The organism is Streptomyces sp. NRRL F-5126 (assembly GCF_000721265.1).
GTDB lineage: Bacteria > Actinomycetota > Actinomycetes > Streptomycetales > Streptomycetaceae > Streptomyces.
Genome location: NZ_JOFZ01000012.1, coordinates 80,554 through 105,570, shown reverse-complemented (window position 1 = coordinate 105,570; position 25,017 = coordinate 80,554). Strand labels below are relative to the sequence as shown.

General features: G+C 72.1%; 25 protein-coding genes. 18 read left to right on the top strand and 7 right to left on the bottom strand.

Annotated elements, in window-relative coordinates:
• The first annotated feature begins 1 nt into the window (after position 1).
• From zwf to pgl, 3 genes are read left to right on the top strand one after another with little or no spacing between them, the layout of a single operon-like run.
• Entirely contained in the window at positions 2-1,534 is a 1,533-nt protein-coding gene (gene zwf / locus IH48_RS0125320) for a glucose-6-phosphate dehydrogenase (protein ID WP_030909111.1), read from the top strand.
• Positions 1,531-2,553, top strand: coding sequence for a glucose-6-phosphate dehydrogenase assembly protein OpcA (gene opcA, locus IH48_RS0125315; protein ID WP_030909109.1), 1,023 nt, complete (start codon positions 1,531-1,533; stop codon positions 2,551-2,553). The genes zwf and opcA overlap by 4 nt, the downstream gene beginning before the upstream one ends.
• Positions 2,550-3,335: a 6-phosphogluconolactonase gene (gene pgl, locus IH48_RS0125310; RefSeq protein ID WP_030909106.1), complete on the top strand. Its 786-nt coding sequence runs from the start codon at positions 2,550-2,552 to the stop codon at positions 3,333-3,335. The genes opcA and pgl overlap by 4 nt, the downstream gene beginning before the upstream one ends.
• 80 nt (positions 3,336-3,415) lie before the next feature.
• Here pgl and IH48_RS0125305 read toward each other — a convergent pair whose 3' ends face one another.
• The 3 genes from IH48_RS0125305 to IH48_RS0125295 form a co-directional block, all read right to left on the bottom strand.
• Positions 3,416-4,423, bottom strand: coding sequence for a COX15/CtaA family protein (locus IH48_RS0125305; protein ID WP_051840558.1), 1,008 nt, complete (start codon positions 4,421-4,423; stop codon positions 3,416-3,418).
• A 78-nt stretch (positions 4,424-4,501) separates the two neighbouring features.
• Positions 4,502-5,299: an ABC transporter permease gene (locus tag IH48_RS0125300; protein ID WP_030909100.1), complete on the bottom strand. Its 798-nt coding sequence runs from the start codon at positions 5,297-5,299 to the stop codon at positions 4,502-4,504.
• Positions 5,296-6,243 (bottom strand): ABC transporter ATP-binding protein, encoded by a 948-nt coding sequence (locus IH48_RS0125295; protein ID WP_030909097.1) that lies wholly within the window; start codon positions 6,241-6,243, stop codon positions 5,296-5,298. Before IH48_RS0125295 ends, IH48_RS0125300 begins: the two co-directional genes overlap by 4 nt.
• A 143-nt stretch (positions 6,244-6,386) precedes the next feature.
• Between IH48_RS0125295 and IH48_RS0125290 the strand changes: the two genes are divergently transcribed.
• From IH48_RS0125290 to IH48_RS0125250, 9 genes are all read left to right on the top strand, one after another.
• Positions 6,387-7,163, top strand: coding sequence for a helix-turn-helix domain-containing protein (locus IH48_RS0125290; RefSeq protein WP_078850019.1), 777 nt, complete (start codon positions 6,387-6,389; stop codon positions 7,161-7,163).
• Positions 7,160-8,581 carry a Fe-S cluster assembly protein SufB gene (gene sufB / locus IH48_RS0125285; protein ID WP_030909090.1) on the top strand — a complete coding sequence of 474 codons (1,422 nt, stop codon included), beginning with the start codon at positions 7,160-7,162 and terminating at the stop codon, positions 8,579-8,581. The genes IH48_RS0125290 and sufB overlap by 4 nt, the downstream gene beginning before the upstream one ends.
• A 61-nt stretch (positions 8,582-8,642) precedes the next feature.
• Complete coding sequence (sufD, locus tag IH48_RS0125280; RefSeq protein WP_030909087.1) at positions 8,643-9,863, top strand: Fe-S cluster assembly protein SufD; 1,221 nt, start codon at positions 8,643-8,645, stop codon at positions 9,861-9,863.
• Positions 9,863-10,180: a non-heme iron oxygenase ferredoxin subunit gene (locus tag IH48_RS0125275; RefSeq protein WP_030909084.1), complete on the top strand. Its 318-nt coding sequence runs from the start codon at positions 9,863-9,865 to the stop codon at positions 10,178-10,180. Before sufD ends, IH48_RS0125275 begins: the two co-directional genes overlap by 1 nt.
• Positions 10,181-10,187: 7 nt before the next feature.
• The gene (gene sufC / locus IH48_RS0125270) at positions 10,188-10,952 is read left to right on the top strand and encodes a Fe-S cluster assembly ATPase SufC (RefSeq protein ID WP_030909082.1); all 765 of its coding nucleotides are present in this window, start codon (positions 10,188-10,190) and stop codon (positions 10,950-10,952) included.
• Positions 10,949-12,214, top strand: coding sequence for a cysteine desulfurase (locus IH48_RS0125265; protein WP_030909079.1), 1,266 nt, complete (start codon positions 10,949-10,951; stop codon positions 12,212-12,214). Before sufC ends, IH48_RS0125265 begins: the two co-directional genes overlap by 4 nt.
• Positions 12,215-12,229: 15 nt before the next feature.
• On the top strand, positions 12,230-12,694 hold the full coding sequence (gene sufU, locus IH48_RS0125260) for a Fe-S cluster assembly sulfur transfer protein SufU (protein ID WP_030909076.1): 465 nt from the start codon (positions 12,230-12,232) through the stop codon (positions 12,692-12,694).
• Complete coding sequence (locus IH48_RS0125255; protein ID WP_030909072.1) at positions 12,691-13,026, top strand: metal-sulfur cluster assembly factor; 336 nt, start codon at positions 12,691-12,693, stop codon at positions 13,024-13,026. Before sufU ends, IH48_RS0125255 begins: the two co-directional genes overlap by 4 nt.
• A gap of 138 nt (positions 13,027-13,164) precedes the next feature.
• On the top strand, positions 13,165-14,556 hold the full coding sequence (locus IH48_RS0125250) for a uracil-xanthine permease family protein (RefSeq protein WP_030909069.1): 1,392 nt from the start codon (positions 13,165-13,167) through the stop codon (positions 14,554-14,556).
• A 33-nt stretch (positions 14,557-14,589) separates the two neighbouring features.
• On the opposite strand, the gene IH48_RS0125245 is transcribed toward IH48_RS0125250, so the two are convergent.
• Positions 14,590-15,687: a hypothetical protein gene (locus tag IH48_RS0125245; protein WP_030909065.1), complete on the bottom strand. Its 1,098-nt coding sequence runs from the start codon at positions 15,685-15,687 to the stop codon at positions 14,590-14,592.
• 124 nt (positions 15,688-15,811) lie between these two features.
• On the opposite strand from IH48_RS0125245, the gene IH48_RS0125240 reads away from it, so the two are divergent.
• From IH48_RS0125240 to dapD, 4 genes are read left to right on the top strand one after another with little or no spacing between them, the layout of a single operon-like run.
• On the top strand, positions 15,812-16,135 hold the full coding sequence (locus IH48_RS0125240) for a DMT family transporter (protein WP_030909062.1): 324 nt from the start codon (positions 15,812-15,814) through the stop codon (positions 16,133-16,135).
• The gene (locus IH48_RS0125235; protein ID WP_030909059.1) at positions 16,132-16,680 is read left to right on the top strand and encodes a TetR/AcrR family transcriptional regulator; all 549 of its coding nucleotides are present in this window, start codon (positions 16,132-16,134) and stop codon (positions 16,678-16,680) included. Before IH48_RS0125240 ends, IH48_RS0125235 begins: the two co-directional genes overlap by 4 nt.
• A 10-nt stretch (positions 16,681-16,690) precedes the next feature.
• Positions 16,691-16,936 carry a hypothetical protein gene (locus tag IH48_RS33575; protein WP_037843234.1) on the top strand — a complete coding sequence of 82 codons (246 nt, stop codon included), beginning with the start codon at positions 16,691-16,693 and terminating at the stop codon, positions 16,934-16,936.
• Between the two features lie 59 nt (positions 16,937-16,995).
• Complete coding sequence (gene dapD / locus IH48_RS0125225; RefSeq protein WP_030909056.1) at positions 16,996-17,982, top strand: 2,3,4,5-tetrahydropyridine-2,6-dicarboxylate N-succinyltransferase; 987 nt, start codon at positions 16,996-16,998, stop codon at positions 17,980-17,982.
• A gap of 26 nt (positions 17,983-18,008) precedes the next feature.
• Here dapD and IH48_RS0125220 read toward each other — a convergent pair whose 3' ends face one another.
• Entirely contained in the window at positions 18,009-19,838 is a 1,830-nt protein-coding gene (locus tag IH48_RS0125220; RefSeq protein WP_030909054.1) for an endonuclease/exonuclease/phosphatase family protein, read from the bottom strand.
• A gap of 213 nt (positions 19,839-20,051) precedes the next feature.
• On the opposite strand from IH48_RS0125220, the gene IH48_RS0125215 reads away from it, so the two are divergent.
• The gene (locus IH48_RS0125215; RefSeq protein ID WP_420705541.1) at positions 20,052-21,590 is read left to right on the top strand and encodes a hypothetical protein; all 1,539 of its coding nucleotides are present in this window, start codon (positions 20,052-20,054) and stop codon (positions 21,588-21,590) included.
• A 275-nt stretch (positions 21,591-21,865) separates the two neighbouring features.
• Here the strand turns inward: IH48_RS0125215 and IH48_RS0125210 are convergent, their stop codons facing one another.
• Both IH48_RS0125210 and IH48_RS0125205 read right to left on the bottom strand, forming a co-directional pair.
• Positions 21,866-22,990 carry a hypothetical protein gene (locus IH48_RS0125210; RefSeq protein ID WP_030909049.1) on the bottom strand — a complete coding sequence of 375 codons (1,125 nt, stop codon included), beginning with the start codon at positions 22,988-22,990 and terminating at the stop codon, positions 21,866-21,868.
• The gene (locus IH48_RS0125205) at positions 22,987-23,946 is read right to left on the bottom strand and encodes a 5-dehydro-4-deoxyglucarate dehydratase (RefSeq protein ID WP_030909046.1); all 960 of its coding nucleotides are present in this window, start codon (positions 23,944-23,946) and stop codon (positions 22,987-22,989) included. Before IH48_RS0125205 ends, IH48_RS0125210 begins: the two co-directional genes overlap by 4 nt.
• A 222-nt stretch (positions 23,947-24,168) precedes the next feature.
• On the opposite strand from IH48_RS0125205, the gene IH48_RS0125200 reads away from it, so the two are divergent.
• Positions 24,169-24,984: an NAD-dependent epimerase/dehydratase family protein gene (locus IH48_RS0125200; RefSeq protein WP_030909043.1), complete on the top strand. Its 816-nt coding sequence runs from the start codon at positions 24,169-24,171 to the stop codon at positions 24,982-24,984.
• Positions 24,985-25,017 lie beyond the last annotated feature (33 nt).

The window sequence follows — 25,017 nt, the reverse complement described above, 5'->3', positions numbered from 1 at the left end:
CTTGAGCGCACACCACGGAGCAAACCCGCTCCGTGACGCCGCGGACCGGAGGCTCCCGCGCATCGCGGGGCCTTCGGGCCTGGTCATCTTCGGTGTCACGGGGGACCTGTCCCGCAAGAAGCTCATGCCCGCGGTCTACGACCTCGCCAACCGGGGCCTGCTCCCGCCGGGCTTCTCGCTCGTCGGCTTCGCGCGCCGCGACTGGGAGGACGAGGACTTCGCCCAGGTCGTCCACGACGCCGTGAAGGAGCACTCGCGCACCGCGTTCCGCGAGGAGGTCTGGCAGCAGCTCAGCCAGGGCATGCGGTTCGTGCAGGGGACGTTCGACGACGACCAGGCGTTCGAGACGCTCAAGTCGACCATCCAGGACCTCGACAAGTCGCAGGGCACGGGCGGCAACTTCGCCTTCTACCTGTCGGTGCCGCCGAAGTTCTTCCCCAAGGTCGTGCAGCAGCTCAAGAAGCACGGGCTCGCCGACCAGCGCGAGGGTTCCTGGCGCCGCGCGGTCATCGAGAAGCCCTTCGGCCACGACCTCAAGTCGGCGCAGGAGCTCAACGCCGTCGTCCACGAGGTCTTCCCGCCGCACGAGGTCTTCCGCATCGACCACTACCTCGGCAAGGAGACCGTCCAGAACATCCTGGCGCTCCGTTTCGCCAACACCCTCTTCGAGCCGATCTGGAACAGGTCGTACGTCGACCACGTGCAGATCACCATGGCCGAGGACATCGGCATCGGCGGCCGCGCCGGGTACTACGACGGCATCGGCGCCGCACGCGACGTCATCCAGAACCACCTGCTCCAGCTGCTCGCGCTCACCGCGATGGAGGAGCCTGCCTCCTTCGACGCGGACGCGCTGGTCGCCGAGAAGACCAAGGTGCTCGGCGCCGTACGGCTGCCGAAGGACCTCGCGGCCCACACCGTGCGCGGCCAGTACGCCGCGGGCTGGCAGGGCGGCGAGAAGGCCGTCGGCTACCTCGAAGAGGACGGCATCGACCCCAAGTCGAAGACCGACACCTACGCGGCGCTCAAGCTGGAGATCGAGAACCGCCGCTGGGCGGGCGTCCCCTTCTACCTGCGCACCGGCAAGCGCCTCGGCCGCCGCGTCACCGAGATCGCGGTCGTCTTCCAGCGTGCGCCGCACTCGCCGTTCGACCACACCGCGACCGAGGAGCTCGGGCAGAACGCCCTGGTCATCCGCGTCCAGCCGGACGAGGGCGTGACCATGCGGTTCGGCTCCAAGGTGCCGGGCACCTCCATGGAGGTGCGGGACGTCTCGATGGACTTCCAGTACGGCGAGTCCTTCACCGAGTCGAGCCCGGAGGCCTACGAGCGGCTCATCCTCGACGTGCTGCTCGGCGACGCCAACCTCTTCCCGCGCACGGAGGAGGTCGAGCTGTCCTGGAGGATTCTCGACCCGGTCGAGACCTACTGGGACAAGCACGGCAGGCCCGCCCAGTACGAGTCCGGGACCTGGGGCCCCGCCGAGGCCGACGAAATGCTCGCACGAGACGGACGGAGCTGGCGGCGCCCATGAAGATCGACCTCACGGAAACCACGTCCAGCAAGATCAACAAGGCGCTGGTGCAGGGCCGCAGGGCCATCGGCTCGCCGGCCATCGGCATGGTCCTCACGCTGGTCGTCGTCACCGACGAGGAGAACGCGTACGACGCGCTCAGGGCCGCGAGCGACGCGTCGAGGGAACACCCCTCGCGCCTGCTCGTCGTCGTCAAGCGCCCCTCGCGCTCCCCGCGGGACCGTGCCAACGCGCGCCTCGACGCCGAGGTGCGCGTCGGCGAGGACGCCGGCATCGGCGAGACGGTCGTCCTTCGGCTGTACGGCGAGGTCATCGACCACGCCCAGTCGGTGGTGCTGCCGCTGCTGCTCGCCGACGCGCCGGTCGTCGTGTGGTGGCCGGTGAACGCGCCGGCCAACCCCGCGAAGGACCCGCTCGGCTCCCTCGCGCAGCGCCGCGTCACGGACTCGTACGCCACCGAGGGGCCGGTCGACGAGCTGAGGAAGCGCGCCAGCGTCTACACGCCGGGCGACACCGACCTGGCGTGGAGCCGCATCACCCCGTGGCGCTCGATGCTCGCGGCCGCGCTCGACCAGGTGACCTGCGACGTCACCTCGGTCGAGGTGGAGGGCGAGGAGGAGAACCCCAGCTGCGAGCTGCTGGCGATGTGGCTGGCCGAGCGGCTCGGCGTGCCGGTGCGGCGCGCCGTGTCGAAGGGCCCCGGGCTCACCGCGGTGCGGATGGAGACCACGTGCGGTCCCGTCTCCATCGACCGGGCGAACGGCTCCCTCGCCACGCTCTCCATCGAGGGCCAGCCCGACCGCGCCGTGGCGCTCAACCGCCGCGACACCTCGGAGCTGATCGCGGAGGAGCTGCGCAGGCTCGACCCGGACGAGACGTACGCGGCGACGCTGCGCTTCGGCGTGGACCGGCTGCGCGAGTCGGACGGCGGCGTGGCCGGCGGCACCGAGCAGGCCGAGCCGCCCGCGAAGAAGGCGGCGGCCAAGAAGGCGGCGGCCAAGAAGGCGGCGGCCAAGTGAGCACCGCGCCGCAGCTCGTCGTCCACCGCGACAAGGAGCTGATGGCGAGCGCGGCGGCGGCGCGGCTGATCACGAGGATCGTGGACGCCCAGGCGTCGCGCGGTACCGCCTCGATCGTCCTGACGGGCGGGCGCAACGGCAACGGGCTGCTTGCGGCCCTGGCGTCGTCGCCCGCCCGCGACGCGGTCGACTGGTCACGGCTCGAACTGTGGTGGGGCGACGAGCGGTTCCTGCCCGAGGGGGACCCCGAGCGCAACGTCACCCAGGCACGGCACGCGCTGCTTGACGCCGTGCCGCTCGACCCGCGTCGCGTCCACGCGATGCCGGCCGCGGGCGGCCCGTACGGGAGCGACATCGAGGCGGCCGCGGCCGCCTATGCGGCCGAACTGGCCGCCGCCGCGCGCCCGGAGGACCACGCACAGGTGCCGTCCTTCGACGTCCTGATGCTGGGGGTGGGGCCCGACACGCACGTGGCGTCCCTCTTCCCCGAGCTGCCGGGCGTGCGCGAGACGGAGCGCACGGTCGTGGCGGTGCACGGCGCGCCGAAGCCGCCGCCGCTGCGCGTCTCGTTCACGCTGCCCGCCATCAGGGCCGCCCACGAGGTGTGGCTGCTCGCGGCGGGTGAGGACAAGGCGGAGGCCGCGGAGATCGCACTGTCGGGGGCGGGCGAGATCCAGGCGCCCGCCGCCGGCGCCACGGGCAGGGCACGCACTCTGTGGCTGCTCGACGAGGCGGCGGCCTCGAAGCTCCCCAGGGACCTGTACCCGCCGGCGTCCGCCTGACGGCGCTCCGCGCGGCCGGAACGACGGCGGCCCGGTCCCCACGCAGGGGGGCCGGGCCGCCGTCGCGTGCTGCCGGCGGTTCAGACCGTCGCGGCGAGCGGGGGCTCCGACTGGGCGGGGAGCGCGGGCGTGTCGCGGGGGCGTTCACGCAGGCTGAGCGTGACGCGCAGGACGCCGACCCACACCGCGCAGATGCCCAGCATGTGCACGGCCACCAGCAGCTCCGGCACGCCCGTGACCGACTGGACGACGCCCACCACGCCCTGCGCGAGCAGGACGAACAGGAAGTTGCGGGCGAGCACGCGCGTGTCGTGCGGGGCGTCGACGACGTGCAGGCCGATCCACAGGGCTGCGGACATCGCGACGACGAGGCAGGCGAGGCCGCCGTGCACGTACACCGTGTCGATCCAGTCGAACGGCATGCGCGGCACGTCGCTGCTGTCGCCGGCGTGGATGCCCGAGCCGGTCGCGCCGGTGCCCGCCGCGATCAGCACGGCCGTGGTGACGACCGTCCACGCGGCCAGACGGCGCAGCGGCAGGGGCGCGCGCGGCCTGGCGGGAAGGTCGCCCTCACGAAAGCGCAGCCAGGTCAGCGTGGTGACGGTCACGAAGACCATGGCGAGCATCAGGTGCCCGGCCACCGTCCACGGGTTCAGCTTCACCAGCACGGTGATGCCGCCGAGCACCGCGTTCGCCACGACCAGCCAGAACTGCGACCAGGCCAGCCGGGTGACGCTCCTCCTGCGCGGCTTCGCGCAGCGGGCCACGACGATGGCCCAGCCGACCACGACGCACAGCAGGTCCGTCAGCATGCGGTTGCTGAACTCGATCGCCCCGTGCAGGCCGAGCGTGGGCGTCGCGGTGAGGCTCGCGTCGGAGCACTTGGGCCAGGTCGGGCAGCCGAGGCCCGAGCTGGTGAGCCGTACGGCACCGCCGGTGACGACGATGATCGCGCTCATCATGACCGCCGCCAGCAGCGAGTAGCGGACCAGGCGGTCCTGCGGCGTCCAGTGCGCGGCCAGGTAGGCCAGGGGGTTGCGGGCCGCTTCGGCCACGTCCGCCCGGGAGACGTTCGGCATGAAAGACATCGTATGCGGCCGCTTGTGCGGGTTTTCACGAGGGGGTGCGCGCCACCGCGGACGTCCGCGCGGGGCGGTGCGAAAGGTCTACTCCCAGCGGAAGAACGCGCCCGCCGCGCCCAGGCCGAGCACCGTCCACACGCCGAGGATGCCGACGTCGCCCCAGGGCATCGACGCGCCGTGCTGGAGCACGTCGCGCAGCCCGTCGGAGAGCGCGGAGATCGGCAGCAGCTGCAGCACCTCGCGCGCCCCGTCGGGGAACTTGCCGAGCGGCACGACCACCCCGCCGGCCACCAGCAGCAGGATGAACACGAGGTTCGCCGCCGCGAGCGTGACCTCCGCCTTGAGCGTGCCCGCCATCAGCAGGCCGAGCCCGGAGAAGGCCGCCGTGCCGAGGACGAGCAGCAGGATCACCGCGCCCGCGCCGCCGTGCGGCGACCAGCCCAGCAGCAGCGCGATCACGGCCAGCAGGGCGACCTGGAGGACCTCCGTGACTAGTACGCACAGCGTCTTGGCCGTCATCAGCCCCCACCGGGGCAGCGGAGACGCGCCGAGCCGCTTGAGCACGCCGTAGCGCCGGTCGAAGCCCGTCGCGATGGCCTGCCCCGTGAAGGCGGTGGACATCACCGCGAGGGCGAGGATGCCGGGCGCGAGGAAGTCGACGGAGCTGCCGCTGCCGGTGTCGACGATGTCGACCGTCGAGAACAGCACGAGCAGCAGTGAGGGGATGATCGCGGTGAGCAGCAGCTGCTCGCCGTTGCGCAGCAGCAGCTTCGTCTCGAACGCGGTCTGCGCCGCGATCATCCGGGTCAGCGGCGCCGCGCCCGGGGCGGGTGCGTACGTGCCCGTGCCGACGGTGCTCGCGGTGTCGGCCGTGGTGCTCATCGGCGCAGCTCCTTGCCGGTCAGTTCCAGGAAGACGTCCTCCAGCGTGTGCCGCTCGACGGAGATGCCGTCGGGCATCACGCCGTGCTGCGCGCACCAGGAGGTCACGGTGGCCAGCAGCTGCGGATCGACGGTGCCCGTGATGCGATACGAGCCCGACGTCACCTCGTCGGCCGACGAGCCGTCGGGCAGCGCCTTGAGCAGCGAGCCGACGTCGAGGCCCGGCCGCCCGGTGAAGCGCAGCGTGTTCTCGGCGCCGCCCCTGCACAGCTCCTCCGGGTCGCCCTGGGCGACGACGCGCCCGGCGTCCACGATGACCACGTCGTCGCTGAGGCTCTCGGCCTCGTCCATGAAGTGCGTTGTCAGGACGGTGGAGACGCCGTCGGCGCGCAGCTCGCGCACCAGGTCCCAGGTCGCGCGGCGCGCCTGCGGGTCGAGGCCCGCGGTCGGCTCGTCGAGGAAGACGAGCTCGGGGCGGCCGACGACGGCGAGCGCGAGGGCGAGGCGCTGGCGCTGGCCGCCGGACAGCCGCCGGTAGCTCGTGCGGCCGCACGAGCCGAGCCCGAGGCGCTCGATCAGGGCGTCCACGTCGAGCGGGTTCGCGTGCAGCTTCGCCATGTGCCGCAGCATCTCCTCGGCGCGCGCGCCGGAGTACACGCCACCCGACTGGAGCATCACGCCGATCCTGGGCCGCAGCCGGGCCGCGTCCGCCACCGGATCGAGGCCGAGCACGCGTACGGTGCCCGCGTCGGGCCTTCGGTAGCCCTCGCAGGTCTCGACGGTGGTCGTCTTGCCCGCGCCGTTCGGCCCGAGCACCGCGGTCACGGTGCCCGCGCGCACCAGCAGGTCCAGGCCGTCCACGGCGGTCTTGTCCCCGTAGCGCTTGACCAGGCCCTCGATCGACACGACGGGTTCGGGCCCGCCGGCCGGACAGTCGCTGTGCATGCCCGAAGTGTAGGCAGCGCGGCGGCGGCACCCGACCACGGGTCCGCACCCCTGTCGTTAGGTGACCCTAAGTGACGCAGTCCACCGGTGATCGTGGCGGAACGTGGTTGTCACTGCCGAGGGAATTACGCAACAATGTCATTGTGAAAAAAGTCGGCGAGGCTCGGGAGGAGGCCCTCATGGGAATCCCGCAGGACGACCCCGCGACCGGTGAGCACTCCACGCGAGGCCGGGTCGCGCGCTCCATCCTGGACCACGGCCCCTCGACGGTGGCCGAGCTCGCGGACCGCCTCGGCCTGACGGCCGCCGCCGTGCGCCGCCACCTGGACGCCCTGGTGGCCGACGCCGTCGTGGAGCCCCGCGACAAGCGGGTCTACGGCTCGCGCGGGCGCGGCAGGCCGGCGAAGGTCTTCGCGCTCACCGACTGCGGCAGGGACGCCTTCGACCAGTCCTACGACAAGCTCGCGGCCGACGCCCTGCACTGGATCGCCTCCGCCGCGGGCGGCGGCGAGCGCGGCGAGGCGGCGGTCGCCGCCTTCGCCCGCGCCAGGGCGGCTGCCCAGACCGACCCCTACCGCGCGCCCGTCGGCGAGGCGGACCCGGAGGGCCGCGCGGCGGCGCTCGCCGACGCGCTCAGCGCGGACGGCTACGCGGCGGCCGCGCGCTCCGCGCCCGGCGGTGCGGGCGAGCAGCTGTGCCAGCACCACTGCCCGGTCGCCCACGTCGCCGAGCAGTTCCCGCAGCTGTGCGAGGCGGAGACGGAGGCCTTCTCCCATCTCCTGGGTACTCACGTACAGCGGCTCGCGACCATCGCGCACGGCGACGGCGTGTGCACGACCTTCATCCCGCGGACGCCGCACGGCGCCGCCCCGCAGACCACCCCCACCACCCAAAGCACAGCCGGGAGGAACCCCGCATGACGCTCCCCACGGAGACCGCCCACCCCGAACTGGAGGGCCTGGGCACGTACGAGTTCGGCTGGGCCGACTCCGACGCCGCCGGCGCCGCCGCCAAGCGCGGCCTCTCCGAAGAGGTCGTCCGCGACATCTCGGCGAAGAAGAACGAGCCCGAGTGGATGCTGAAGCTGCGCCTCAAGGGCCTCAAGCTCTTCGGCAAGAAGCCCATGCCCAACTGGGGCTCGGACCTCTCCGGCATCGACTTCGACAACATCAAGTACTTCGTGCGCTCCACGGAGAAGCAGGCGGAGTCCTGGGAGGAACTGCCCGAGGACATCAAGAACACCTACGACAGGCTCGGCATCCCCGAGGCGGAGAAGCAGCGCCTCGTCGCCGGTGTCGCCGCGCAGTACGAGTCCGAGGTCGTCTACCACCAGATCCGCGAGGACCTGGAGTCGCAGGGCGTCATCTTCCAGGACACCGACACGGCGCTCAAGGAGCACCCGGAGCTGTTCAAGGAGTACTTCGGCACGGTCATCCCGGTCGGCGACAACAAGTTCGCGTCGCTGAACACGGCCGTGTGGTCCGGCGGCTCGTTCATCTACGTGCCGAAGGGTGTGCACGTCGACATCCCGCTGCAGGCCTACTTCCGCATCAACACGGAGAACATGGGCCAGTTCGAGCGGACGCTGATCATCGTCGACGAGGACGCCTACGTCCACTACGTCGAGGGCTGCACCGCGCCGATCTACTCGTCCGACTCGCTGCACAGCGCCGTCGTCGAGATCATCGTCAAGAAGGGCGGCCGCTGCCGCTACACGACGATCCAGAACTGGTCGAGCAACGTCTACAACCTGGTCACCAAGCGCGCCGTGGCCTACGAGGGCGCGACGATGGAGTGGGTCGACGGCAACATCGGCTCCAAGGTCACCATGAAGTACCCGGCCGTCTACCTGATGGGCGAGCACGCCAAGGGCGAGACGCTCTCCATCGCGTTCGCGGGCGAGGGCCAGCACCAGGACGCCGGCGCGAAGATGGTGCACATGGCGCCGAACACGTCGTCCAACATCGTCTCCAAGTCGGTGGCGCGCGGCGGTGGCCGCACGTCCTACCGCGGCCTGATCGAGATCGGCGAGGGCGCCGAGGGCTCCAAGTCCAACGTCCTGTGCGACGCGCTGCTCGTCGACACCGTCTCCCGCTCCGACACGTACCCCTACGTGGACGTCCGCGAGGACGACGTGTCCATGGGCCACGAGGCGACCGTCTCCAAGGTCTCCGAGGACCAGCTCTTCTACCTGATGAGCCGCGGCCTGTCCGAGTTCGAGGCGATGGCGATGATCGTGCGCGGCTTCGTCGAGCCCATCGCCAAGGAGCTGCCGATGGAGTACGCGCTGGAACTCAACCGGCTGATCGAGCTCCAGATGGAGGGCGCGGTCGGCTGACGCCGCGAGCCCCCGCCCCACCCCGACAGCACCCGAAGACAGAGAGAACACGACGACAGCCATGGCCGAGGCCCGAAACGCCCCCGAGGATGCCGTAAAGGCACCGACCCAGGGGGGAACCACGCCCGCTGGTTCCACCACAACCGGCGCCATCGCGGTGGCCGCGGAATCCACCGTGGCCACCCGCATGAGCGCGCCGCCCTCCTACGACGTCGGCGACTTCCCCGTGCCGCACGGCCGTGAGGAGGAATGGCGGTTCACGCCGCTCGAACGCCTGCGCGGCCTCCACGACGGCACCGCCGTCGCCGACGGCGGCATCCGCGTCGACGTGGTGGCGCCCGACGGTGTCACGCAGGAGACGGTGGGCCGCGACGACCCGCGCGTCGGCAAGGCAGGCGTGCCGGCCGACCGGGTCGCCGCGCAGGCCTACTCGTCCTTCGAGAAGGCCTCCGTGGTCAGCGTCCCCAAGGAGACCGTGCTCACGGAGCCGGTCAGGGTCGCCGTGCACGGCCAGGGCGGCACCGCCTTCGCCCACCTGGTGGTCGAGCTCGGCGCCTTCGCGGAGGCCGTCGTCGTGCTCGACCACACCGGGGACGCGGTCGTCGCGGCCAACGTCGACTTCCTCGTCGGCGACGGCGCCAAGCTGACCGTCGTCTCCGTGCAGGACTGGGACGACAAGGCCGTCCACGTCGCCCAGCACAACGCGCGCCTGGGCAGGGACGCCTCCTTCAAGTCCGTCGTCGTCACCTTCGGCGGCGACGTCGTCCGGCTGCACCCGCGCGTCGAGTACGCGGGCCCCGGCGGCGAGGCCGAGCTGTTCGGCCTGTACTTCACCGACCAGGGACAGCACCAGGAGCACCGGCTCTTCGTCGACCACACGGCGCCGCACTGCAAGTCCGACGTGGCCTACAAGGGCGCCCTGCAGGGCGACGCGGCGCACGCGGTGTGGATCGGCGACGTGCTCATCAGGGCCGTGGCCGAGGGCACGGACACCTACGAGATGAACCGCAACCTCGTCCTCACGGACGGCGCGCGGGTCGACTCGGTGCCGAATCTGGAGATCGAGACCGGCGAGATCGCGGGCGCGGGACACGCGTCGGCCACCGGCCGCTTCGACGACGAGCAGCTGTTCTACCTGATGGCGCGCGGCATCCCGGAGAGCGAGGCGCGCCGCCTCGTGGTCCGCGGGTTCTTCGCCGAGCTCGTCCAGAAGATCGGCCTGCCCGACGTCGAGGAGCGCCTGCTCGCCAAGATCGAGACAGAGCTGGAGGCCACCGTCTGATGGCCTTCGTCCGCGTCTGCGCGCTGAGCGACCTCGAAGAGGACACGCCCAAGCTCGTCGAGGTCGACGGCACCCCCGTCTCCGTCGTCCGCACCGGGGGCGAGGTGTTCGCGATCAACGACATCTGCTCGCACGCCAACGTCTCGCTCTCGGAGGGCGAGGTCGAGGACTGCCAGATCGAGTGCTGGCTGCACGGCTCCAGCTTCGACCTGCGCACCGGCAAGCCGTCGGGGCTGCCCGCGACCCGCCCCGTCCCCGTATACCCCGTACAGATCCAAGGGGACGATGTGCTCGTCTCCGTCACCCAGGAGTCCTGAGTCACCCATGGCAACGCTCGAAATCAACGACCTGCACGTCACCGTCGATGCGGAAAACGGCCCCCGCGAGATCCTCAAGGGCGTCGACCTGACCGTCAAGCAGGGCGAGACGCACGCCATCATGGGCCCCAACGGCTCCGGCAAGTCGACCCTCGCCTACTCCCTCGCGGGCCACCCCAAGTACACGATCACCGGCGGCACCGTGACGCTCGACGGCGAGGACGTCCTCGCGATGACCGTCGACGAGCGCGCCCGGGCCGGCGTCTTCCTCGCCATGCAGTACCCGGTCGAGGTGCCCGGCGTCTCCGTCTCCAACTTCCTGCGCACGTCCGCCACCGCGATCCGCGGCGAGGCCCCCAAGCTGCGGACCTGGGTGAAGGAGGTCAAGGAGACGATGGAGAACCTCCAGATCGACCCGGCCTTCGCCGAGCGCAACGTGAACGAGGGCTTCTCCGGCGGCGAGAAGAAGCGCCACGAGATCCTCCAGCTTGAACTGCTCAAGCCGCGCATCGCGATCCTCGACGAGACCGACTCCGGGCTCGACGTCGACGCCCTGCGCATCGTCTCCGAGGGCGTCAACCGCGTCCGCGAGACCGGGTCGGTCGGCACGCTGCTGATCACCCACTACACGCGGATCCTCCGCTACATCAAGCCCGACTTCGTCCACGTGTTCGCGCAGGGCCGCATCGCCGAGTCCGGCGGCGCCGAGCTCGCCGACAAGCTGGAGAACGAGGGCTACGAGGCATACGTGAAGGGAGGCGCGACGGCGTGACACAGACGCGGGAAGCGCACGGCCTGCTGGACACGGAGGCGATCCGGAAGGACTTCCCTGTCCTCGACCGGCTGGTCCACGACGACCGCAAACTCGTCTACCTCGACAACGCGGCCACGTCGCAGACGCCGCGGCAGGTGCTCGACACGATCACCGAGTACTACGAGCGGCACAACGCCAACGTGCACCGCGGCGTGCACGTGCTGGCCGAGGAGGCCACGGCGCTGTACGAGGGCGCGCGCGACAAGATCGCGTCGTTCATCAACGCGCCGAGCCGCAACGAGGTGATCTTCACGAAGAACGCCTCGGAGTCGCTCAACCTGGTCGCCAACATGCTGGGCTGGGCGGACGAGCCCTACCGCGTCGACAGCGACACCGAGATCGTCATCACGGAGATGGAGCACCACTCCAACATCGTCCCGTGGCAGCTGCTCGCGCAGCGCACGGGCGCGAAGCTGAAGTGGTTCGGCCTCACCGACGAGGGCCGCCTCGACCTGTCGAACATCGAGGAGGTCATCACCGAGAAGACGAAGATCGTCTCCTTCGTGCTGATCTCCAACATCCTCGGCACGCACAACCCCGTCGAGGAGATCGTCCGCAGGGCGCAGGAGGTCGGCGCGCTCGTCATGATCGACGCCTCGCAGGCCGCCCCGCACATGCCGCTCGACGTGCAGGCGCTCCAGGCCGACTTCGTGGCCTTCACGGGGCACAAGATGCTCGGGCCCACCGGCATCGGCGTCCTGTGGGGCAGGCAGGAGCTGCTTGAGGACCTGCCGCCGTTCCTCGGCGGCGGCGAGATGATCGAGACCGTGTCGATGAACTCGTCCACGTACGCGCCCGCGCCGCACAAGTTCGAGGCCGGCACGCCGCCGATCTCTCAGGCCGTGGGACTCGGCGCGGCGGTGGACTACCTCTCGGCCATCGGCATGGACAAGGTGCTCGCGCACGAGAAGGCGATCACCTCGTACGCGGTCGAGCGGCTGCTCCAGGTGCCCGACCTGCGCATCATCGGCCCCGCCACGGCCGAGGAGCGCGGCGCCGCGATCTCCTTCACGCTCGGCGACATCCACCCGCACGACGTGGGCCAGGTGCTGGACGAGCAGGGCATCGCCGTCCGCGTCGGCCACCACTGCGCGCGGCCGGTCTGCCTGAGGTACGGAATTCCCGCGACCACCAGGGCGTCGTTCTATCTGTACTCCACCCCGGCCGAGGTGGACGCCTTGGTCGACGGCCTGGAGCACGTCCGTGACTTCTTCGGATAGGGGACAGGGCCGACCGTGAAACTGGATTCCATGTACCAGGACGTCATCCTGGACCACTACAAGCACCCGCACGGGCGCGGTCTTCGGGACGGCGACGCCGAGGTGCATCACGTCAACCCGACGTGCGGTGACGAGATCACGCTGCGCGTGCGCTACGAGGGTTCGCGCATCGCGGACGTCAGCTACGAGGGGCAGGGCTGTTCCATCAGCCAGGCCAGTGCCTCGGTGCTCAACGACCTGCTGGTCGGCAAGGACCTCGCCGAGGCGCAGAAGATCCAGGGCACGTTCCTCGAACTGATGCAGTCGAAGGGCCAGCTCGAGCCGGACGACGCGATGGAGGAGGTGCTGGAGGACGCGGTCGCGTTCGCCGGCGTCTCGAAGTACCCCGCCCGCGTCAAGTGCGCCCTGCTGAGCTGGATGGCGTGGAAGGACGCGACGGCCCAGGCCCTGGGCGAGAGCCCGCGGAAGGAGACGGCATGAGCGAGAACGAGACCCTGATGAAGCCGGCCTCGGAGGACGAGGTCCGCGAGGCGCTGTACGACGTCGTCGACCCGGAGCTCGGCATCGACGTCGTCAACCTCGGCCTGATCTACGGGATGCACATCGACGACGACAATGTCGTCACCCTGGACATGACGCTGACGTCGGCGGCCTGCCCGCTGACCGATGTGATCGAGGACCAGGCGAAGGCCGCCACCGACGGCATCGTCAATGAGCTCAGGATCAACTGGGTCTGGATGCCGCCGTGGGGTCCCGAGAAGATCACCGACGACGGCCGCGAGCAGCTGCGCGCGCTGGGCTTCAACGTCTGACGCCCTGAGCCGGACCGGGGCGCCCGAGAGGCCCCGGAACAGGTGTGGTTCCCTGTTCCGGGGCCTTTGCCGTGCACCCGCAGGCGCGAGCGGCGCGGCCACCGTGCGGGTCGGGTCGGTGAGAAACGGGAGAGCGGCATGGCGGGCTTCGGGTGGAAGCTGCACGGCGACGGCAAACACCTCGGTCCTGGAGACCTCGTCAGGCCGGGGGAGCGGCTGACCTGGGGACGCACCATCGGCCTCGGCGCACAGCACGTCGTCTCCATGATCGGCGCGTGTTTCGTCGCGCCCGTCTTGATGGGGCTCGACCCCAGCCTGGCGCTGATGGCGTCCGGCGTCGCGACCGCGCTGTTCCTCCTCGCCACCCGCGGGCGCGTGCCCAGCTATCTCGGCTCGTCGCTGTCCTTCGTGGGCGTGTCCGCCGTCATCGCGGGCCAGGGCGGCGACAGCGGGACGCTGACCGGCGCGATGCTGGTGGTCGGCGCCTGCCTCGCCGGGTGCGGCGTGGTCGTGCAGGTGCTGGGGGCGCGCGTCATCCACGCCGTCCTGCCGCCTGCCGTGACCGGCGCCGTGGTGATGCTGATCGGCTTCAACCTCGCCCCCGTCACGGCTTCCACCTACTGGCCGCAGGACCAGTGGACGGCTCTGGCCACCATGGTCTTCACCGGTCTCGCGCTGGTGGTGCTGCGCGGCTTCTGGTCACGCATCGCCATCTTCCTCGGTCTCGTCTTCGGCTACCTGCTGTCCTGGGTGCTCGACCGCACCGCCGGGCGTATCCATTCGCCCGACGGCTCGGGCAAGACCGTCGACCACTGGCGCGTCGACTTCTCCGGCGTGGCCCACGCCGACTGGATCGGCCTCCCGCACGTCCACGCGCCGCACTTCACGGGCGCGGCCGTGCTGGTGGCGCTGCCGGTGCTGGTGGCCCTCATCGCGGAGAACACCGGGCACGTCAAGGCCGTCGGCGAGATGACCGGCGACTCGCTCGACGACGTGATGGGCACGGCGATCGTCGCCGACGGCGCCGCCACCGCCCTGTCGACCGCGTTCGGCGGCCCCGCCACCACCACCTACGCGGAGAACATCGGAGTGATGGCCGCGACGCGCGTCTACTCGACGGCCGCGTACTGGGCGGCGGCCTGCTTCGCCCTGCTGTTCGGCCTGTGCCCCAAGTTCGGCGCCGTGGTCACCGCCATCCCCGGCGGCGTGCTCGGTGGGATCACCGTCATCCTCTACGGCATGATCGGGCTACTCGGCGCGCAGATCTGGATCCGCAACAAGGTCGACTTCTCCCAGCCGCTCAACCTGGTGCCCGCCGCGGCCGGTGTGATCATCGGCGTCGGCGGCATCTCGCTGAAGATCACGGACAACTTCGTCCTCAGCGGTATCTCCCTCGGCACGCTCGTCGTGCTCACCGCCTACCACGCGCTGCGCTGGCTCTCGAAGACCGCGGGCACACCGCAGCCGCCGCTGCTCGACGGCGGGACCGCCGACTACGACGAGCACACGGCCGACGGCCCCGGGCGCTAGCGGCGGCCCGCACACGCGGACGGGCGGGGCCGCTCACACGGAGCGGATCAGCACCTCGGCCAGGTTCTCCGTGCGCATCCGCCGGTCCACGTACACCACCGCGAGCACCAGCTGCGGGTAGAGCATGATGACGCACTCGACCAGGATCAGCGCCACGGACACGGGTATGAGCACGATCGGCAGTACGACGGCCGCGCCGCTCCCGTCGGACGCCGCGAACGCGCCCGCGGCGCCGACGATGCCGAGCACTTCGAGGACCACGTTGACGAACCCCGCCGCGAACCCGGCCACGCACGCCGCGACGAGCATCGCGCCCAGCGTGCGCCACCAGGCGCCGCCGACCAGCGCCCATGAGCGGCGCAGCGCCGCGCGCGTACCGCACGACTCGACGACCGCCACCGTCGGGGCGAGGACGATGCGCAGGCCGGGCCAGAGCATGAGGGCCGAGCCGGCGAGCAGGACCAGGTAGCAGATCAGGATGGGCGCCGGGTCGGGGCGTATGTGCGAGGTGAACGCCCCGTTCGCGAGCCCGACCGCCGTGGACAGCGCGACCGGTACGAGGCCGAGCAGCCAGCTCACGGCGCTGGCGCCGAGCGCCGGGCCCAGGCGGCGCAGCGACCTGCCGAGCACGGCGCGGTATGTGGTCGCGCGGCCGAGCGCCCCGTCCTGCACCGTCACCGCGCAGGCGGCCAGCACCACGGTCTGTGCGATCACCAGCGCCATGAGGCCCAGGATGCCGAGGACGACGGCCCAGGTCACCACGGCGTGCACGTCGCTCGCTGCCGCCGGGGCACCGTCCAGTGACGTCAGCGTCTTCACGTGGCCGTGCACGGCCGCGTAGCCGATGGCGACCGCGGCCGCCCCGGCCGCCATCAGGGCGCCGTACGCCGTGACCACCACTGCGGTGAGCGGCCGCCAGTACCGCGTGAACGTCCTGAACCCGCCGCCGAGCAGCTGCCCGAAGTCGAGCGGCGCCAGCGGTATCGTCCCGGGCCGCGGCGGCGGTGGCGTCCACCCGCCGTGGCCGTACCCGCCCCAGCCGCCAGGGCCCCACGCACCCGTGCCCCAGCCCCCCTGGCCGGGCGCCGAGCCCCAGCCGCCGTGCCCGCCAGGACCGCCCTCGTGCGCCATCACGCCCCCCGATGCCCAGGCCCCCGGTGCCGGGAACCGGGAACAACCTAGCGGCAGCCTCTGACAACGCGTCGGCCCAGGGGCCAGTGTACGGTCGTACACTGCGCTGTGTACGCTCGTACGCATGGGATACCTGCTGCTCTCAGGGGCGATCGCGGCCGAGATCGGTGCCACCACCGCGATGAAGTACAGCGAGGGCTTCACCCGGCTGTGGCCCTCGCTCATCACCCTGTGCGGCTACGTCGTCTCGTACGCGCTGCTGTCACAGACCCTCAAGACGCTGACCGTGGGCACCGCCTACGCGATCTGGGCCGGGGCGGGTACGGCCGTCATCGCCGTGATCGGCATGGCGTTCCTGCACGAGTCCGCGAGCCCCGTGCGGCTCCTGGGCATCGCCCTGGTTATCGTCGGGGTCGTGGTACTCAACCTCGGCGGGACCCATACGTGACGCGCCGCTACGACCCCGACCGCAGGCAGCGGATCATCGACGCCGCCATCCGCGTCGTGGGACGCAGCGGCATCGCCGGGCTCAGCCACCGCACGGTCGCCGCCGAGGCCGATGTGCCGCTCGGCTCCACCACGTACCACTTCGTCTCGCTCGACGAGCTGCTGACCGCGGCGCTGCGCCAGGCCAACGAGGGGTTCGCCGCCCTGATCAGGGACGGCGGCACGCTCGCCGACCCGGCGTCCGACGTGGCGGACGAGCTCGCGCGGCTCACCGGCGTGTGGCTCGCGGGGGAGCGCACCGGCGTCGAGCTGGAGTACGAGCTCTACCTCGCGGCCCTGCGGCGGCCCGCGCTGCGGCCCGTCGCCGCCGAGTGGACCGACGCCGTCTGCGACATCCTGTCCGCGCACACCGACCCCACCACGGCACGCGCGCTCGTCGCGCTGCTCGACGGCATCTGCCTCCAGGTCCTGCTGACCGGTGCCGACTACGACGAGCAGTACGCACGCGAGATGCTCGCACGCGTGATGCGGCGGCCCGGCGGGTAGGTTGGGGCCCGTGAACACGCCCGTGCCGCCCACCCCCGAGCCGCCGCACGATCCCGGGTCGGCCGCCCGGAGCGGCCCCGAGATCACCTACGGAGAGTGCCGCCAGTGCGGCACTCTCATCGCCGGCCTCGACGGCCGCTACAGCTGCGGCGTGTGCGGCTGGGTCAACCCGCACTCCGAGGGCCATCGGCCCCTCCCGCGCGCCGAGGACGACCGGCACCGCATCGCGGGCCGCAACGCCAACAGGCTGGGCTGACGAGAGCCGACCGGCAGGCCGGTTCGCCCCGGACGAGCGCGTGCCGCTAGGTTTCCGGTATGACCGACACGACTTCCCGCCCCCTCGGCGCGGCCGCCGCCGGCCTCGCGACCGTGGCCGCCGACGGCACCGTACTCGACACCTGGTTCCCCGCCCCCGAGCTCGTGGCGGAGCCGGGCCCCGCGGGCACCGAGCGGCTCACCGCCGAGCGTGCCGCCGAGCTGCTTGGCGAGGCCGCCACGCGGGCCACGGGCGCCGACCCGCGCCGCGGCGTCGAGGTCGTCGCCGTCCGCACGGTCATCGCCTCGCTGGACGAGAAGCCGATCGACGCGCACGACGTCTACCTGCGCCTGCACCTGCTGAGCCACCGGCTGGTGCGTCCGCACGGCCAGAGCCTCGACGGCATCTTCGGCCTGCTCGCCAACGTCGCCTGGACCTCGCTCGGCCCGGTCGCGGTGCCCGACCTGGAGGCCGTGCGGCTGCGCGCACGCGCCGACGGCCTGCACCTCCAGGTCACGTCCGTCGACAAGTTCCCGCGCATGACGGACTACGTGGCGCCCAAGGGCGTCAGGGTCGGGGACGCCGACCGGGTCAGGCTCGGCGCGCACCTCGCCGAGGGCACCACCGTCATGCACGAGGGCTTCGTCAACTACAACGCGGGCACGCTCGGCACGTCCATGGTCGAGGGCCGCATCTCGCAGGGCGTCGTGCTCGGCGACGGCTCCGACATCGGCGGCGGCGCCTCCACGATGGGCACGCTCTCCGGCGGCGGCACGGAGCGCATCGTGATCGGCGAGCGGTGCCTGATCGGCGCCGAGGCCGGCATCGGCATCGCGCTCGGCGACGAGTGCGTGGTCGAGGCGGGCCTCTACGTCACCGCGGGCACGCGCGTGACGATGCCCGACGGGCAGGTCGTCAAGGCGCGCGAGCTGTCGGGGGCGAGCAACATCCTCTTCCGCCGCAACTCGGAGACCGGCCGGGTCGAGGCCCGTCCCAACAACGCGGTGTGGGACGGCCTCAACGACGTCCTGCACGCGCACAACTGACCGTCGGCGGCACGGCGCCCGGGTGCTCAGGGGCGGAAGCGCAGCACCTGCGGGTCGTGGTCGCTGTCCTGCTGGGCGAACTCCGCGTTGATGTGCACGCTGTCGTACTGGAAGTCCTTGATCGACGGTGTCGTCAGGATGTGGTCGAGCGTCTGCGTGTTGCCCTGGTAGACGTACGAGTAGCGCTCGGGCACCGGCAGCGAGTCGATGTCGTCGTTCAGCACGCCGCCCTTGCGCAGGGCCGCGAGCGCCGGCGAGAACTGGAAGTCGTTGAGGTCGCCGAGCACCACGACCTCCGCGTCCTTCCTGACCTTCCTGATGTCCTTGACGAACGAGTTGACGGCCTGCGCCTGCGCCAGCCGCTGGACCTCGGAGGAGCGTGTCGGCGGCTGGTGCTGCGAGGTCAGCGACTCGTCGCCGCCCTTCGAGTCGAAGTGGTCGGAGACGAGGAAGACCGTCCTGCCCCGGAAGGTGAACTCGCCGGCGAGCGGCTTGCGGCTGTCGTTCCACGCCGGGTTCGCCGGGTCGATACGGCCGGGCGAGAGGGTGAGGCCGGGCTTGCCGTGCGTGGCGACGACCTGTGTGGGCGTCGTCGCGTCCGCCGTGCCGCGGTCCACGAACGACACCCGGTCGGGGTTGTAGAGGAAGACGTTGCGGATGTTGCCGCCGGGCTGGCCGCCGTCCTTGTCGTTCTGCGGGTCGACCGAGCGCCACGCGTAGGTGGGGCCGCCGGCCGCGGCGATCGCGTCGACGAACTCGCGCACGGTCTGTGTCGCGGAGACGGTTCCGTCGTCCTTCGCGCCGTCGTTGTCCTGGATCTCCTCCAGGGAGAGGATGTCGGGCGACGACAGGTTCTGCACAACGGCGGACGCCAGGGAGTCGAACTTCGACTGCGGGTCCGTCGGCGCCAGGTTCTCCACGTTGTAGGTGGCGACGGCGAGTTGGCCCGGCTTCTGCTTCGCCGTCACCTCGCGCTTCAGGCCCTTGTCCACGACGGTGCCGAGGCGGCCCGCGACGATCGTGTAGCCGCCGTACTGGTTGAAGTCCAGCGGGCCGCGCGTGGTGCCCCTGAGGCGGTCGCCCACGTTGGCCGCGGGGAAGGGGCTGTCCGCCGTGGACGCCTGCTGCTGGATCTGCACGCGGCCGGTGTTCTGCTCGTCGTACGAGCCGTAGACGGTGCCGCCGCGCCTGTTCGCGTCCTCCGACGGCTTGACCGTCACCCACAGCTCCCCGTAGGGGTCCGTGGCGCCCACGACGCGCGTGTTCGTGACGCTGACGTTCATGCCCTCGAGCGACTCGTAGTAGTCGAGCGCGTAGGTCCTCGGCCTGAGCCTGAGCCCGTTGATCGAGTCGCCGGTGCCGGCCACCCCGTGCGGGGCGTACGCCGCGGGCACCGAGCGCGCGGTGATCCGCACGGGGGCGGGCAGCGGGTTGCCCGACGAGACGACCGTGACCTGCGGCGAGCCGAGCTCCGTCACCGACTGCTCGCCCGAGGCCGCGCCGCCGGGCACGTACTCGTCCACCGTGCCCGACACCTTGACGCTGTCGCCGACCGCGACCTTCGGGGCGGAGCCCGTGAAGACGAACAGGCCCTCGCTGGTCGCCGGGTCGGCGTCCGGGTGCGGGTCCTGGAACCAGAACCCCTTCGAGCCGCCGTACGCCCTGACCCCGGTGACGACGCCGGGCACGTCCGCGACCGGCGTGCCCACGAGCGGGGATATGCGGGTGGTGCCCTGGATGCCGTGGATGCGGACACCCGCGGCGGACGCCGGGCCGGCGGCCACGACGAGGCCGCCGGCGAGGGCGAGCGAGACGAGGGCCGAAACGGCGGCCGTTCTCGGCAGGGAAGAAGACATCACTGACTCCGAGGCGTGGGAGACGGGCGAAAGGGGGAGGGCAGGGACTTCTACGCGCGTCAATCTCCTTGCTGGGTGGGGAACATGTCAAGGGTGCGTGCGTGTACGGGGGGCGTCGGACGCGTGAAGGCGCCCACGGGGGAGGTGTGCCGCGGCCACCCCCGGGCGCGGCTACGCTGAGCCCAGCCCGTTCATGGAGGAGTGAGCCGTCAGATGTCCGTGCACGCAGACCGCTTGACCCTGCCGCCGGTGCGGCTGCCATCGGAGGCGGAGCTCGCGCGCGAGGCGCTGGCCGCGCCGCTCCTCGCCCACGCGGTACGCCTCGCCCGCTGGGCGGGGCCGAAGACGCTGGTCGACGCCGACGGCGAACTGGTCGCCGAGCAGTTGCCGGCCGCCGCGGAGGAGCTCGGCCTCGGCGACGCCGGAGGCACCTGGGCCGAGGGCGACGGCGAGGCCCTCGCGGGCGAGGCGTGGCGCATCGCCGTCGACACGGGCCTCGTCGAGGTGAACGTGGGCGAGGACGGTCGGGCGGCGGACGGCGGCGACGGCGCGGACGATGCGGATGACGCGGCCGACGGCGGCGCGGTGGCGGCCACGGTCTCGGCGGGCGCGGCGCTGAAGGCCGTGGCGTCGGGCAGCCCGAAGGACGTGCTGGCGCTCTGGCTCGACGCGCTCGACGCCGTCTTCGCCGACGCGACCGCGCCGGTGCTCGAAGACCTGACGTCCGCCGTGGGCGACGACGGTGAGATCGACTTCGACGCGCTCGACTGGGACCCGGAGGCGGAGGCCGAGTTCCTCGAAGGCGTGCTCGGGAACCTCTACCAGCTGACGGTCCGCGACGAGAGCACGAGCGGCGACGCGTCGGCGCCCGTTCCGCTGCCCGCGCTCGCCGCGTCGATGATCGTGCCCGAGGACATGGACGAGCCGACGGACGACGTGCTGGAGCAGGTCTCCGACGCGATGATCCGGCTCGACGACCAGTTCCGTGTCCTCGAACCGGTCGGCCTCGTCGCGTACACGCCGGTGGACGAGGCGCTCATGGCGGATGTCGACGACCCGGGCGAGATGCCGCTGAGCGAGGAGGACGTCGCGCGCTACGGCCTCGTCACGCTGACCCCGCTCGGCCTGTACGGCATCAGGACGCGGATGCTGGCCGCGGGCGTCGACGCGCCGCTCGTCGGCGATCTCGCGGAGCGGGACGCGCGTGGGCTGCTTGACGGGATCGCGCACTTCCCCGAGCGCGCCGGGCGCGAGGAGACGGAGCGCTGGCTCGCCGGGCGAGAGCCCGCCACGGCCGCGTCCGAACTGCTCGACGCCGCGCGCGGCACGGACCCGGAGGCGCCGCTGCGCCGCCTCAACTGCCAGCAGGCGCTGGCGCTGGTCGGCGCCCCGGCCGAGCCGTCGGTGCGTGCGGTGCTCGACGACCGCGAGCTCGGCGGCCTCGCCCGGGTCTGGCTCGCGGAACTCGGCACGGGCGCACCGGTGCCGCCGCCGTCGGCGGACATGGTCTTCTGGCTGACGGTCGACACGATCGCGGCCCAACTCGACGCGGAGGGCGAGCCGGACGAGCTCCAGGAGCTCGTCGAGGGCCTGGTCGGCAGGCACGCGGGCTTCTTCGAGGAGGCGTGGCGGGTCGACCACCCGGCGACGGCGGACGTCCTTGAGGCGGTCGGCAGGCTGCACCCGGACCGGGCGCTGGCGAAGGAAGCCAGGAAGGCCGCGTTCCGCGCGAGGTCACGCCACATGGGCTGACGCCCTCGCCCGCCCCGGCGGGCCTGCGTCCGCCCCTGGTGTGCCCCACCCGCAACCGGTGCGGACCGGCCGCGGTCCTGCCCGCCCAGCCTCCGCTTCCGGCGCCCGCCCCGCCGGTGGGCCTGGTCCCGGGCGAACCGGGCCGCCCGTCGCCCGCCGGGTCCCGCCCGCGCGGGCCTGCCGTACCCGCGGGGTGCCGGTGCGGCGGCCGCCTGGCCAGGGCCGTCGGCCGGGGGCGTGTGGCTCGGGGCGCCCTCGGCGGCAGCCCAACGGCGTCAGCGCAGCGCCCGGAGCGCCTCCCTCACCTGGGCCAGGTCGCCGTCCGACGCGAGGCCGCCGTGGTAGAGGCGCAGTTCAGTGGCGCCAAGATCCCGGGCGCGTGCCGCGTCCGCCGCCAGCGTGTCCGGGGAGCCGCCCATGCCGCCGACCACCGGGAAGTTGGCGGCCACCACCCCGGCGCCCGCGCGGGCGAACGGTTCGAGCATTCTCTCGGGGCCGCCCGCGCAGGGCACGACGACGCCGTCCGCGACCTTCGCGATGTGCGCGGGGTCCACGCCCGTGTTCGCGCCGGTGCGGTGCGGTTGCGGGTCCGCGTGCAGCAGGATCCTGAAGCCGGGGGGCGCCGCCGCGCGCACCGCGCCCACCACGCGCTCCTGGAAGGCGCGCGCCACCTTCCCGCGCCACCGCATCGTGCGGCGCGCCACGTCGGCGGCCGCGCCCGCGGGTGCGAGGTTCTCCAGCGCCGCCCTGACCTCCTCGGGCGCCACGTCGGCCCCGCCTCGTGCGTAGCCCTCGCGGCAGACCGTGCAGAAGCACACCGACATCAGGTACTGCTCGGCGTCGCCCGAGGCGAACGACGCGATCTTGTCGTGCGCGTGCAGGTGCGCGAGGCCGTACCAGCCGCAGGACTCCAGCTCCGTGCCGCCGGCGCCAGGGCGTACCGCAGCCTCCACCGCCAGGTCGGCCAGGTACTCGGCGACCTCGGGGCGCGCGATGCACGGAGCCCACGGGTAGCGGTCGCCGTACGCGTTGACCACCGAGGTCTGAGGGTGCTCGGCGCCCAGCCGGGAGTCGTGCGCGAGCACCACCCAGCTGTGCACGTCGAGCCCCGCGCCCGCCAGCGCGTCCGCGGCCTCGCCGAACGCGTCGCCCGGCGCCCACGCGCCCGCGGGGTGCGGCCGCAGCGCCCGGCCCGCCCAGCGCTCGGCCGACGGCGGGTACAGCACCGCCGCGTGCTGCGCCGTGACGATGCGGTGGCCGGGGTGACGTGGCGTCACGGCGCGCGTCGAGTGGTACGCGGACGCCAGCGTCACCTGCCGCACACCGAGGTCCGCGACGCGCGCGGCAGCCGCCTCGTCCCCCACCACGTCCCACGGGTAGAGGAACGCCGACGCCCTCACGCGTCGCCGCCGGCGGCCCCGGCGAGCAGCGCGTGGCCGCGCTCCACGATCTCGGTGAGCTCCTTGAGGTGGGCGGGCCTGGGCTCGGTCAGCGGCGCGCGTACCTCACCGACGTCCAGGCCGCGCATCCGCACGCCCGCCTTCACCAGCGACACCGCGTAGCCGCGCCCCTTGGCGCGCAGCTCGACCAGCGGCCGGTAGAAGCCGTCGATGAGCCGGTTCACGGTCGCGTCGTCGCCCGTGTTCAGCGCGCGGTGGTACGCGACGGCGATCTCGGGTGCGAAGCAGAACACGGCCGACGAGTAGAGCGAGATGCCGATGCCCCGGTAGGCGAGGCCCGTCAGCTCGGCCGTGGGCAGGCCGTTGAAGTAGAGGAAGCCGCCGCCGGGCTCCGCCTCGCGTACCGCGCTGACGATCCGCTGCATCAGGTCCAGGTCGCCGACGCCGTCCTTGAGCCCGACGATGCCCTCCGTGCGGGCCAGCCTCACGACCGTCTCGGGTGTGAAGACCGCGTTCTCCCGCTGGTAGACGATCACCGGGAGCGGGGTGGCGGCCGCGAGCGCCGCGTAGTGGCGCAGCAACCCCTCCTGGTCGGCCACGACCAGGTAGGGCGGCATGGCGAGCAGTCCGTCCGCGCCGGCGTCGAGGGCGAGGCGCGCGTACTGGATGGCGAGCGCGGTGCCGTAGCCCGCGCCCGCCACGACGGGCACGCGGCCCGCGGCCGCCTCGACCGCGGCGGCCACGTAGACGCCGAACTCCTCGGGCGTCAGGGCGTGGAACTCGCCCGTGCCGCAGCAGGCGAACACCGCGGCCGCGCCGGCCTCGACGCCGGCGGCGACGTGGCGGCGGTAGGCGGTCAGGTCGGGCGCGCCGTCGGGACCGTACGCGGTGACGGGGAAGAACAGCGGCCCTTCCCCGCGAGTGAGGCGATCGGTGAGCGGGGCGGCTGAGGTCACGTGTGCTCCCTGACTGCTGTGCACGTTTCTGATTGTTGTCTACATTCCTGAACGCTGCCACGTTAGTGGCCGCTTTCGGCCCGGGTCAAGCGCCGAACCGGGCAACTCCGCCCTTTCCGGGGCCCGAGCCGCCTACTTGACGCCCTCGCGCGCGCATCCTTAGGTTGAGCGAGCCCTGAAGATCATGCATATGAACGACGTCTACGGAGCTGAGTGATCGCCATGCCCGCACCTCGTACCGTCCTGCTCACCGGCGCGGCCGGCGGCGTCGGCACCCTGATGCGCGGGCTGCTGCCCGCGTACGGGTACGAACTCCGCCTCCTCGACGCCGTACCCGTCGAGGGCGCACCGGACGCGATCACCGCGGACCTCGCCGACAGGGACGCGCTGGACGAGGCCGTGCGAGGCGTCGACGCCGTGCTGCACCTCGCGGGCATCTCACTCGAATCCACCTTCGAGCGGATCCTGCGCTCCAACATCGAGGGAACGTACAACCTCTACGAGGCGGCGCGTGCGGCGGGGGTCGGACGGATCGTGTTCGCGTCGAGCAACCACGCCGTCGGCTGCACGCCGACGCCGGGCGCGGGCGAACCGCCGGTACCCGTCACCACCCCGCACCGCCCCGACAGCTTCTACGGCCTTTCGAAGTGCCTCGGCGAGGACCTGGCGCAGCTCTACTGGGACAAGCACGGCATGGAGACGGTGTCCGTGCGCATCGGTTCCTGCTTCCCCGAGCCCACCACCGTGCGGATGCTCTCCCTGTGGATGAGCCCGGCGGACGGCGCGCGCCTGTTCCACGCCGCGCTCACCGCCGAGGGCGTCGGCCACACCGTCGTCTACGGGTCGTCCGCCAACACCCGCCAGTGGTGGGACCTCTCCACCGCGCGGGCCCTCGGCTACGACCCGCAGGACGACTCGGAGCCGTACGCGGCGAAGCTGATCGCCGAGCAGGGCGAGCCCGACCCCGCCGAGCAGGACCACGCGCGCATCGGCGGCCACTGGATGTCGAACCCGCCGCTGTGGCCCACCGACCGGTGAGGAACGGCACAGGGACGTCGCTCGTTACGCCTG

Bases quoted from the DNA above. Each gene is read 5' to 3' on its own strand.
- IH48_RS0125245 (WP_030909065.1), bottom strand. From the start codon at position 15,687: ATGGCGCACGAGGGCGGTCCTGGCGGGCACGGCGGCTGGGGCTCGGCG.
- sufB (WP_030909090.1), top strand. From the start codon at position 7,160: ATGACGCTCCCCACGGAGACCGCCCACCCCGAACTGGAGGGCCTGGGC.
- IH48_RS0125240 (WP_030909062.1), top strand. From the start codon at position 15,812: ATGGGATACCTGCTGCTCTCAGGGGCGATCGCGGCCGAGATCGGTGCC.
- opcA (WP_030909109.1), top strand. From the start codon at position 1,531: ATGAAGATCGACCTCACGGAAACCACGTCCAGCAAGATCAACAAGGCG.
- IH48_RS0125255 (WP_030909072.1), top strand. From the start codon at position 12,691: ATGAGCGAGAACGAGACCCTGATGAAGCCGGCCTCGGAGGACGAGGTC.
- IH48_RS0125295 (WP_030909097.1), bottom strand. From the start codon at position 6,243: ATGCACAGCGACTGTCCGGCCGGCGGGCCCGAACCCGTCGTGTCGATC.
- IH48_RS0125300 (WP_030909100.1), bottom strand. From the start codon at position 5,299: ATGAGCACCACGGCCGACACCGCGAGCACCGTCGGCACGGGCACGTAC.
- sufC (WP_030909082.1), top strand. From the start codon at position 10,188: ATGGCAACGCTCGAAATCAACGACCTGCACGTCACCGTCGATGCGGAA.
- IH48_RS0125220 (WP_030909054.1), bottom strand. From the start codon at position 19,838: ATGTCTTCTTCCCTGCCGAGAACGGCCGCCGTTTCGGCCCTCGTCTCG.
- IH48_RS0125250 (WP_030909069.1), top strand. From the start codon at position 13,165: ATGGCGGGCTTCGGGTGGAAGCTGCACGGCGACGGCAAACACCTCGGT.
- IH48_RS0125215 (WP_420705541.1), top strand. From the start codon at position 20,052: ATGTCCGTGCACGCAGACCGCTTGACCCTGCCGCCGGTGCGGCTGCCA.
- dapD (WP_030909056.1), top strand. From the start codon at position 16,996: ATGACCGACACGACTTCCCGCCCCCTCGGCGCGGCCGCCGCCGGCCTC.
- IH48_RS0125305 (WP_051840558.1), bottom strand. From the start codon at position 4,423: ATGTCTTTCATGCCGAACGTCTCCCGGGCGGACGTGGCCGAAGCGGCC.
- sufD (WP_030909087.1), top strand. From the start codon at position 8,643: ATGGCCGAGGCCCGAAACGCCCCCGAGGATGCCGTAAAGGCACCGACC.
- IH48_RS0125275 (WP_030909084.1), top strand. From the start codon at position 9,863: ATGGCCTTCGTCCGCGTCTGCGCGCTGAGCGACCTCGAAGAGGACACG.
- IH48_RS0125200 (WP_030909043.1), top strand. From the start codon at position 24,169: ATGCCCGCACCTCGTACCGTCCTGCTCACCGGCGCGGCCGGCGGCGTC.